Below are 10,396 nucleotides of genomic sequence, written 5' to 3' on the forward strand. Positions count from 1 at the left end.
CTCACACCAGCACCCGTTCGATGCCGCCGGCGTTGGCCGCGGCGACGTAGTCGGGCATCCAGTTCTCGCCCAGCAGATGGCGCGCCATCTCGACCACGATGTAGTCGGCCTGCACCGAGGCATCCTCGTTGTAGCGCGACAGGCCCTGCAGGCAGGACGGGCAGCTGGTCAGGATCTTGACGTCGCCGTCGAAGCCGTCGGCGCGCAGCTTGCCGGCGCCCTTGCGCATTTCCTCTTCCTTGCGGAAGCGGACCTGCGTCGACACGTCCGGACGCGTGACCGCCAGCGTGCCCGACTCCCCGCAGCAGCGCTCGTTCTTCTCGATGTTGCCGGCCTCGCCGTTGCCGCCCATCAGCTGGTTGACCAGTTTGGTCGGGTCCATCGTCTTGATCGGCGTGTGGCAGGGGTCGTGGTACATGTAGCGCGCCCCGGTCACGCCCTCGAGCTTGACGCCCTTCTCCAGCAGATATTCGTGGATATCGATGATGCGGCAGCCCGGGAAGATCTTCTCGAATTCATAGCCGGCGAGCTGGTCGTAGCAGGTGCCGCAGCTGACCACCACCGTCTTGATGTCGAGGTAGTTCAGCGTGTTGGCGACCCGGTGGAACAGCACCCGGTTGTCGGTGACGATCTTCTCGGCCTTGTCGAACTGGCCGGTGCCGCGCTGCGGATAGCCGCAGCACAGATAGCCCGGCGGCAGCACGGTCTGCACGCCGACGTGCCACAGCATCGCCTGCGTGGCCAGGCCCACCTGCGAGAACAAGCGCTCCGAGCCGCAGCCCGGGAAGTAGAACACCGCCTCGCTCTCGACCGAGGTCGCCTTCGGATTGCGGATGATCGGCACGATCTCGTTGTCTTCGATATCGAGCAGCGCGCGCGCGGTCTTCTTGGGCAGGTTGCCCGGCATCTTCTTGTTGATGAAGTGGATCACCTGCTCGCGCACCGGCGGCTTGCCGACCGTCGCGGGCGGATGCGCGGTCTGCTTGCGCGCCAGCGTCTTCATCAGCTCGTTGCCGGCGCGCTGCGCCTTGTAGCCCAAGTCCATCATGACCTTGCGGGTCATGTTGATGGTCTGCGGATTGGTCGCGTTCAGGAAGAACATCGCCGCCGCGGTGCCGGGGTTGAACTTCTTCTGCCCCATCTTGCGCAGCAGGTTGCGCATGTTCATCGACACGTCGCCGAAGTCGATCTTGACCGGGCACGGCGTCACGCACTTGTGGCAGACGGTGCAGTGGTCGGCCACGTCCGAGAACTCGTCCCAGTGCTTGATCGACACGCCCCGGCGCGTCTGCTCCTCGTACAGGAAGGCCTCGATCAGCAGCGAGGTGGCCAGGATCTTGTTGCGCGGGCTGTACAGCAGGTTGGCGCGCGGCACGTGGGTCGCGCACACCGGCTTGCACTTGCCGCAGCGCAGGCAGTCCTTGACGCTGTCGGCGATCGCGCCGATGTCGCTCTGCTGCATGATCAGCGACTCGTGCCCCATCAGCCCGAACGACGGCGTATAGGCATTGCGCAGGTCGGCGCCGGGCAGCAGCTTGCCCTTGTTGAAGCGGCCCTGCGGATCGACCCGCTGCTTGTACTGGCGGAAGTCGCCGATCTCTTCCTCGGTCAGGAACTCCAGCTTGGTGATGCCGATGCCGTGCTCGCCGGAAATCACGCCATCGAGCGAACGCGCCAGCGCCATGATGCGGGCCACCGCCTTGTGGGCGTCCTGCAGCATGTCGTAGTCGTCGGAGTTGACCGGGATGTTGGTGTGCACGTTGCCGTCGCCGGCGTGCATGTGCAGCGCGACGAAGACGCGGCCGCGCAGCACCTGCTTGTGCATCTTCTGCGCCTCGTCGAGGATCGGCTTGAATTCGCCGCCGTTGAAGATCTTGCGCAGTTCGGCGCGCAGCTCGTTCTTCCACGACACGCGGATCGTGCGGTCCTGCAGCAGATGAAACACGGTGGCATCGGGCTGCTGCATCAGGCGCGCCTCGAAGGCCTGCCCCAGCAGGCCCAGGCCATGGCCGATCAGCGCGGCGCGCGCCTGCGTCAGCGGCGTGTCGAGGTTGTCGCGCAGATAGATCCAGCGCGCGCGCACGTCGCGCAGCAGCGTCAGCGCCTGCTGCACGCGGTCCTCCAGCAGCTCGGCGCTGGGGATCTCGTTGGCGTCGTCGCTGCGGCCCAGCGGCAGGTTGCCGCGCGCGAAGAAGCTCTCGAGCTCGTCGGCGAGCTTGAGCTTGTTCTTGATCGACAGCTCGATATTGATACGCTCGATGCCGTCGGTGTATTCGCCCATCCGGTTCAGCGGAATCACCACGTCTTCGTTGATCTTGAAGGCGTTGGTATGGCGCGCGATGGCGGCGGTGCGCGAACGGTCGAGCCAGAATTTCTTGCGTGCCTCGGGGCTGATCGCGACGAAGCCCTCGCCGCTCTTGCCGTTGGCCATGCGGATCACTTCCGAGGTGGCGCGCGCGACCGCGTTCTCGTCGTCGCCGACGATATCGCCGATCAGCACCATCTTCGGAAAGGCATTGCGCTTGCTCTTGGTGGCGTAGCCGACCGCGCGCAGGTAGCGCTCGTCCAGATGCTCGAGGCCGGCGAGGATCGCGCCGCCCGGCGTCTTCGACTCGATATCGAGGAAGTCCTTGATCTCGACGATGCTCGGAATCGCGTCGCGCGCCTGGCCGAAGAACTCGAGACAGACCGTGCGGATATGGCGCGGCATCCGATGCAGGATCCAGCGCGCGCTGGTGATGATGCCGTCGCAGCCTTCCTTCTGCACGCCCGGCAGCCCGGCCAGGAACTTGTCGGTGACGTCTTTGCCGAGCCCTTCCTTGCGGAACTTGCGGCCCTCGATCGCCAGCGTCTCGCTGCGCAGCAGCTTCTCGCCCGGGGCGCGATTGCCGTCGAACCACTTCAGCTCGAAGGTGGCGACCGGCACGTCGTGGATCTTGCCCAGGTTGTGGTCCAGCCGCGTGACCTCGAGCCAGTTGCCCTCCGGATCCACCATGCGCCACCAGGCCAGGTTGTCCAGCGCGGTGCCCCACAGCACGGCCTTCTTGCCGCCGGCGTTCATCGCGACGTTGCCGCCGATGCACGACGCGTCGATCGAGGTCGGGTCGACCGCGAACACCAGGCCCGCCTTGTCGGCCGCGTCGGCGACGCGGCGCGTCACCACGCCGGCACCGGAGAAGATCGTCGCGACCTTGCCCTGCACGCCAGGCAGCTCGGTCTGCTCGACGGGTCCGAGCTGTTCCAGCTTCTCGGTATTGATCACCGCCGACAGCGGCGTCAGCGGCACGGCGCCGCCGGTATAGCCGGTGCCGCCTCCGCGCGGAATGATGGTCAGGCCCAGTTCGAAGCAGCCCTTGACCAGCCCGGCGATCTCTTCCTCGGTATCGGGGGTCAGCACCACGAACGGGTATTCGACGCGCCAGTCGGTGGCGTCGGTCACGTGCGACACGCGCGAGAGCCCGTCGAACTTGATGTTGTCCTTCTGCGTGACGCGGCCCAGCACGCGCAGCGCGCGCTTGCGCAGCTCGTAGGCGTCGGTGAACTCGCGCTTGAATTCCTCGATGGCCTGCCGGGCGAAGGTGACCAGCTGCTCGACCCGGTGCGAGCGGTCCTCGGCGGCCGGCTCGGCGTGCTCGGCGCGATCGGCGGCGCGGCGCTTCTCGATCTCGGCCAGCCGGTGATGCAGCGCGGAGATCAGCATCTCGCGGCGCTTCGGGTTCTCCAGCAGGTCGTCCTGCAGATACGGATTGCGGCGGACCACCCAGATGTCGCCCAGCACCTCGTACAGCATCCGCGCCGATCGGCCGGTGCGGCGCTCGCCGCGCAGCTCGTCCAGAATCCGCCAGGCCTCCTCGCCCAGCAGGCGGATCACGATTTCGCGGTCGGAAAAGGAGGTGTAGTTATAGGGGATCTCGCGCAGGCGCGGAGGGGCGTCCTGCGCGGCGAGCTTGGCGTCGAGCACGAGTGGGGCATTCATGGGCGGGACCGCGGCATGCGGCGCACGGGGACGGTGCGCCTGTCGTCAACTAAAGCGCGATTGTACTGCAACGGCCAATTTTGCCGCAGCGCAACAATCCCATACCCGCGCAGGGGACAGGGGCGCGGCCGCTAGAACCAGCCCCGCATGATGTCGCCCAGCCCCTGCCAGAAACTGTCCGGAATCCACAGCAGCGCGCTGGTCATCGCCAGATAGCGCAGCAGCTTGCCGACCGCCATATAGCCCAGGCTCGGCCAGAACGGCAAGCGCAGCCACCCGGCCAATGTGCAAAATGGATCACCAAGCATCGGCAGCCACGACAGCAGCAGCGTCTTCGGGCCGAGCCGCCGCATCCAGCGGAAGTAGCGCGCGTCCAGCGGCGGCTTGCGGGGCTTGCGCGGATGCTTGCGGTGCTCGGCATGCTCGCGCTCGTGCTCGCGATGCTGGCGCCGCAGGTGGTAGCGCACCAGGGCGAGCTTGGCCGCGTAGCCGAGCCACCAGTCGATCGCGCCGCCGACAGTATTGCCGGCCGTGGCCACCAGCAACGCTGGCCAGAACATGTCCGGATTGAGCTTGATATAACCGAACACGGCGGGCTCGGAACCGACCGGCAGCAGCGTCGCCGACAGCAGGCTGACGAGGAAGATCGCGCTCAGCCCGACCTTGGGCAGCGCGGCGGTGTCGAACAGCCAGTCGATCAGGCCTTCCATCAATGAATGCGGTGGTTCGGTCGAGGGATCGGAGCGCGAAGCGGCGGCCGTCGGCCCGGCCGTCATGCCGGACGAGCCGGCTCGCGCGGCCGGCCATTCTAGCAAGCGGCCAAGCGGGGCAACCCGCATGGCACACCCCCGGGATTTGTGATTTACTGTTAGAGCCTTTTCGGCCCGAACGTTCACGGCCGATGGGCCGCGACGGATCGCCCGTCGCCCGGATTGACCGCTGCATCGTTAGCTGCATCGTTGCTGTAACACTCGCTGCACCACCATCACGAAATAGCCGCGTTCCAACAAGCGGCAGCACCGCGCCGTAGCCTGTTCCGGGCAGTCATCGCGCATTTTCGGGATACACGCGGGATGTCCGGAGCCGGCCATGTGCGTCCACCCACATGGAGACCAGCATGGCGATTCCGATCCGCCTGACCGTCAACGGCAAGACCGTCGACGCCCAGGTCGAACCCCACACCCTTCTCGTCCAATTCCTGCGTGAACAGCTGCGCCTGACCGGCACCCATGTCGGCTGCGACACCGCGCAATGCGGCGCCTGCACCGTGCATCTGGATGGCCGGGCGGTGAAGTCGTGCAATCTGCTGGCGGTGCAGGCGGACGGTGCCCAGGTGACCACCATCGAAGGGCTGGCTCCCGACGGCGAACTGCATCCGATGCAGGCCGCATTCCGCGACTGCCACGGCCTGCAATGCGGCTTCTGCACGCCCGGCATGGTGATGAGCGCGACCGCGCTGGTGCAGGAGCGCCCGAACGCCGACGCCGCGACGATCCGCGCGCATCTGGACGGCAACCTGTGCCGCTGCACCGGCTATCACAACATCGTGCGCGCGGTGCAGCAGGGGCAGGCCGCGATGGCCGGCGCCTCCGTGCCCGCCGCGGCCGAGTAAGGAGGAGCCTGCCATGAACGCACCCGAGACCCCACGGCTGGTCGGCGCCTCCGTCAAGCGCAAGGAAGACTATCGCTACCTGACCGGCATCGGCCAGTACACCGACGACATCGTGCAGCCGCAGCAGAGCTACGGCTATTTCGTCCGCTCGCCCTACGCGCATGCGCGCATCCGTTCGATCGACACGCGCGAGGCGATGGCCTCGCCGGGCGTGATCGGCGTCTTCACCGGCGACGACATGGCGGCCGACAAGGTCGGCGGCCTGCCCTGCGGCTGGCTGATCCACAGCATCGACGGCTCGCCGATGAAGGAGCCCCCGCATCCGGTGCTGGCCCAGGGCAAGGTCCGCCATGTCGGCGACCAGGTCGCGCTGGTGGTGGCCGAGACGCTGCAGCAGGCGCGCGACGCCGCCGAAAAGATCGAGGTCGATTACGAGGAGCTGCCGGCGGTAGTGCGCACCGCCGACGCGACGTCGGCCGCCACGCTGGTGCACGACGACGTGCCGGCCAACACCTGCTACGTCTGGGGCCACGGCGACCGCGCGGCCACCGATGCCGCGTTCGCCAAGGCCGCGCACGTGACCACGCTGGAGATCGTCAACAACCGGCTGGTGCCCAATGCGATCGAGCCGCGCGCGGTCAACGCCAGCTACAACCGGCAGGACGACAGCTATACGTTGTACGTCGCCAGCCAGAACCCGCACGTCGAGCGGCTGCTGATGGGCGCCTTCGTGCTGGGGCTGCCGGAATCGCGGCTGCGCGTGATCGCGCCCGATGTCGGCGGCGGCTTCGGCTCGAAGATCTTCCTGTATCCGGAGGACGTCGCGCTGACCTGGGCGTCGAAGAAGGTCAAGCGGCCGATCAAGTGGACCGCCGAGCGTTCCGAGTCCTTCCTGACCGACGCCCACGGCCGCGACCATGTCACGCGCGCCGAGCTCGCGCTCGATGCCGACGGCAAGTTCCTGGCGATGCGCGTCCACACGACCGCCAACATGGGCGCCTACCTGTCGACCTTCGCCTCCAGCGTACCGACCATCCTGTACGCGACGCTGCTGGCCGGCCAGTACGCGACCCCGGCGATCTACGCCGAGGTCACCGCGGTGTTCACCAATACCGCGCCGGTCGATGCCTATCGCGGCGCGGGCCGTCCCGAGGCGACCTATGTGGTCGAGCGCCTGGTCGAGACCGCGGCGCGCGAACTCGGCATCGATCCGGCCGAACTGCGCCGGCGCAACTTCATCCGCAGCTTCCCCTATGCCACGCCGGTCGGGCTGACCTACGACACCGGCGACTACGAGCCCTGCCTGCAGCGCGCGCAGGAACTGGCCGACGTGGCCGGCTTCCCGGCGCGGCGCGACGAGGCGCAGCGCCGCGGCAAGCTGCGCGGCCTCGGCTACTCGTGCTACATCGAGGCATGCGGCCTGGCGCCATCGAACATCGCCGGCGCGCTCGGCGCGCGCGCCGGCCTGTTCGAGGTCGGCGAGATCCGCGTCCACCCGACCGGCACCGTGACGGTCTTCACCGGCTCGCACAGCCACGGCCAGGGACACGAAACGACCTTCGCGCAGGTGGTGGCGGACCGGCTCGGCATTCCGCTCGACGCGGTCGAGGTGGTGCACGGCGACACCGGCCGCGTGCCGTTCGGCATGGGCACCTACGGCTCGCGCTCGCTGGCGGTCGGCGGCTCGGCCATCGTCAAGGCGCTCGACAAGATCGAGGCCAAGGCCAGGCAGATCGCCGCGCATCTGCTCGAGGCATCGGCCGACGACATCGAGTTCAGCAACGGCGTGTTCCGCGTGGCCGGCACCGACCGCAGCAAGACCTTCGGCGAGGTCGCGCTGTCGGCCTACGTGCCGCACAACTACCCGCTGGACCGGCTCGAGCCCGGCCTGAACGAGAACGCGTTCTACGACCCGACCAACTTCACCTATCCGTCGGGCGCCTATGTCTGCGAGGTGGAGGTCGACCCGGACACCGGCGAGACGCGGGTCGTCAAGTTCACCGCTGTCGACGACTTCGGCAACATCATCAATCCGATGATCGTCGAGGGGCAGGTGCACGGCGGCATCGGCCAGGGGCTCGGGCAGGCGATGCTCGAGCAGTGCGTCTACGACGGCGACAGCGGCCAGCTGCTGACCGGCTCGTACATGGACTACGCGATGCCGCGCGCGGCCGATCTGCCGGACTTCACCGTCGAGACCGCGCAGGGCACGCCGTGCACGCACAATCCGCTGGGGGTCAAGGGTTGCGGCGAGGCCGGCGCGATCGGCTCGCCGCCGGCCTTCATCAATGCGCTGATCGACGCGCTGTCGCCGCTGGGCGTGAGCGACCTGCAGATGCCGGCCACCCCGCACCGGGTCTGGCAGGCGATCCACGCGGCCCGGCAGGGCGACGGCGCGTTGGGGGCCTCCCCGGCTGCCGGCCAGACCGCCGACCAGACCGCCACGGCGGCCCGGACCATCTGACGCGCGAGGAGACATCCATGTACGCATTCCAGTTCCAACGCGCGACCGATGTCCAGGCGGCGGCCGCGCTGCTGCGCAGCGACCCCGATGCGAAGATCGTGGCGGGCGGGCAGAGCCTGATCGCCGCGATGAAGCTGCGTCTGGCCGCGCCGTCGACGCTGGTCGATATCAACCGCATTCCCGGCATTCGCGACATCCGCATCGAAGGCGACACGCTGGTGATCGGCGCCGGCGCGCGGCACGCCGATGTCGAGGCGCACCCCGAGGTCAAGCGCCGGCTGCCGGCGCTGGCGGCGCTGGCCGGCGGCATCGGCGACCGCCAGGTGCGCGCGCTCGGCACGCTGGGCGGCTCGATCGCCAACAACGATCCGGCCGCCTGCTATCCGGCCGCGGTGCTCGGCCTGAACGCCACCGTGGTGACCGACCGGCGCAGCATCGCCGCCGACGATTTCTTCGTCGGCATGTACGAGACCGCGCTCGAGCCGGACGAGCTGATCACCGCGGTGCGCTTCCCTTGTCCGCGGCAGGCCGCCTACGTCAAGTTCCGCAACCCGGCCTCGCGCTTTGCGCTGGTCGGCGTGATGGTGGCGCGTGGCTTCGGCACCGGCGGCGATGGGAGCGGCGACGTGCGTGTTGCCGTCACCGGCGCCGCCGACGCGGTGTTCCGCTGCCAGCCGCTGGAGCGGGCGCTGTCGGCCGACTTCAGCGCGGCGGCCGCGCGTGCGGTGACGATCCCGACCGAGGGCCTGAACGACGATCTGCACGGGTCCGCCGAGTACCGGGCGCATCTAATCCCGGTGCTGGCCGGGCGCGCGGTCGAGCAGGCGCTGGGGCAATCGTCCCCGCACACTTCCTCGCCATCGCCCTGAAGCGAAACGGCGGGCCGGCTCGCCGGTCCGCCGTTTCGCCGCGGCCTCCCGCCGCTGACCGGATCACGTTCATCAGCACGCCGCCCGCCATCGCCAGCCATCGCCAGCCATCGCCAGCCATAGCCCGACCCGACCCGGCCCGACCTCGCCAGACCTCGCCTTCATGCTGCCCGCTTCGATCGACCAGACCCTGACGCTGCTCCAGCGCGAGCAATACTTCGCCGACCGCGAGACCGCGACCGTGCTGTTCCTCGCGCTGAAGATGCAGCGCCCGCTGTTTCTCGAAGGGGAACCGGGCGTCGGCAAGACCGCGCTGGCGCAGGCGGTCGCCACGGGCCTGGGCACGAAGCTGTTGCGGCTGCAGTGCTACGAAGGGCTCGACGCCGCCAGCGCGCTGTACGAATGGGACTATCCGCGCCAGATCATGGCGCTGCGCCTGGCCGAGGCGCGCGGCGAACGGCCCGAGGCGCAATCGCTGTACCGCGACGAATTCCTGCTCAAGCGCCCGCTGCTGGAGGCGCTGCTGCCGGACCCGGCCGCCCCCGCGGTGCCGCGCGTGCTGCTGATCGACGAGATCGACCGCGCCGACGAACCGTTCGAGGCCTTCCTGCTCGAGGTGCTGTCCGAATACCAGGTGTCGATCCCCGAGATCGGCCGCATCGCCGCGCAGCGCCCGCCGCTGATCGTGATCACGTCGAACCGCACGCGCGAGGTGCACGACGCGCTCAAGCGCCGCTGCCTCTATCGCTGGATCGGCTATCCCGAGCGCCAGCGCGAACTGGACATCGTCGCGGCCCGCGCCCCCGAGGCCGCGGCGGCGCTGCAGACCCAGGCGATCGACTTCGTGCAACGGTTGCGCGGCATCGACCTGTTCAAGGCGCCCGGCATCGCCGAGGCGATCGACTGGTGCCGCGCACTGGCTGCGTTGGGCGTGACCGAACTCGATCCCGACTCGGTGCGGGATACGCTCGGCGTGCTGCTCAAATACCAGGACGATCTCGCGCGCGTCGACGGGCCAACGGTGGCCGAGCTGCTGGCCGGCACGCCGACGGAGCCGGCCGGGGAGCGCTGAGTGGCGCCGCGCCCGCCAGCCGCCGCGACGGCGCCGGACGGCCCGGCCGCGGAGCGTACCGTGCCCGTGCTGCCGGTGCTGGCGCGCAATATCACCCATTTCGTGCGGCTGCTGCGCGGCGCCGGCCTGCCGCTGTCGCCGGCGCAGGCCATCGACGCGCTGCAGGCGCTGCGGCACGTCGACCTGGGCCGGCGCGACGAGGTGCATGCCACGCTGGCCGCGCTGATGCTGTCCGGGCCCGATCAGCGGCCGCTGTTCGACGCCGCCTTCGATCTGTTCTGGCGCGACCCCGACTGGGAAGGCAAGCTGCGCGCGCTGCTGCTGCCGCGCGTCGAGGCCGGCGCGCCGCCGCCCCGCCGCAGCAACCGGCTCGCCGAGGCGCTGGCGGCGCGCGAGCCGCCGG

Annotated in this window: 5 protein-coding genes and 2 pseudogenes; 5 read left to right on the forward strand and 2 right to left on the reverse strand. The window is 68.9% G+C overall.

Annotated elements, in window-relative coordinates:
* Window position 1: 1 nt before the first annotated feature.
* Together F7Q96_RS05585 and F7Q96_RS05590 are read right to left on the reverse strand one after the other, a co-directional pair.
* Complete coding sequence (locus F7Q96_RS05585) at window positions 2-3,976, reverse strand: DUF3683 domain-containing protein (protein ID WP_151022214.1); 3,975 nt, start codon at window positions 3,974-3,976, stop codon at window positions 2-4.
* A gap of 131 nt (window positions 3,977-4,107) precedes the next feature.
* Complete coding sequence (locus F7Q96_RS05590; protein ID WP_053821071.1) at window positions 4,108-4,686, reverse strand: YqaA family protein; 579 nt, start codon at window positions 4,684-4,686, stop codon at window positions 4,108-4,110.
* Window positions 4,687-5,093: 407 nt separating this feature from the next.
* Here F7Q96_RS05590 and F7Q96_RS05595 point away from each other — a divergent pair, with 407 nt between their 5' ends.
* From F7Q96_RS05595 to F7Q96_RS05615, 5 genes and pseudogenes are all read left to right on the forward strand, one after another.
* On the forward strand, window positions 5,094-5,588 hold the full coding sequence (locus tag F7Q96_RS05595) for a (2Fe-2S)-binding protein (protein ID WP_053822977.1): 495 nt from the start codon (window positions 5,094-5,096) through the stop codon (window positions 5,586-5,588).
* 13 nt (window positions 5,589-5,601) lie between these two features.
* Window positions 5,602-7,971: pseudogene (locus F7Q96_RS05600) on the forward strand (xanthine dehydrogenase family protein molybdopterin-binding subunit); the annotation flags it as partial.
* Window positions 7,972-8,069: 98 nt separating this feature from the next.
* The gene (locus tag F7Q96_RS05605; protein WP_053821069.1) at window positions 8,070-8,921 is read left to right on the forward strand and encodes an FAD binding domain-containing protein; all 852 of its coding nucleotides are present in this window, start codon (window positions 8,070-8,072) and stop codon (window positions 8,919-8,921) included.
* 163 nt (window positions 8,922-9,084) lie between these two features.
* A complete protein-coding gene (locus tag F7Q96_RS05610; protein ID WP_151022216.1) occupies window positions 9,085-9,993 on the forward strand; it encodes an AAA family ATPase in 909 nt (302 codons plus the stop codon).
* Window positions 9,994-10,053: 60 nt separating this feature from the next.
* Window positions 10,054-10,396, forward strand: a pseudogene (locus F7Q96_RS05615) (hypothetical protein); the annotation flags it as partial.

The sequence above is a fragment of the Cupriavidus gilardii genome (assembly GCF_008801915.1).
In the GTDB taxonomy this organism is placed as follows: domain Bacteria; phylum Pseudomonadota; class Gammaproteobacteria; order Burkholderiales; family Burkholderiaceae; genus Cupriavidus; species Cupriavidus gilardii.

Bases quoted from the DNA above. Each gene is read 5' to 3' on its own strand.
- F7Q96_RS05585 (WP_151022214.1), bottom strand. From the start codon at position 3,976: ATGAATGCCCCACTCGTGCTCGACGCCAAGCTCGCCGCGCAGGACGCC.
- F7Q96_RS05590 (WP_053821071.1), bottom strand. From the start codon at position 4,686: ATGGAAGGCCTGATCGACTGGCTGTTCGACACCGCCGCGCTGCCCAAG.
- F7Q96_RS05595 (WP_053822977.1), top strand. From the start codon at position 5,094: ATGGCGATTCCGATCCGCCTGACCGTCAACGGCAAGACCGTCGACGCC.
- F7Q96_RS05605 (WP_053821069.1), top strand. From the start codon at position 8,070: ATGTACGCATTCCAGTTCCAACGCGCGACCGATGTCCAGGCGGCGGCC.
- F7Q96_RS05610 (WP_151022216.1), top strand. From the start codon at position 9,085: ATGCTGCCCGCTTCGATCGACCAGACCCTGACGCTGCTCCAGCGCGAG.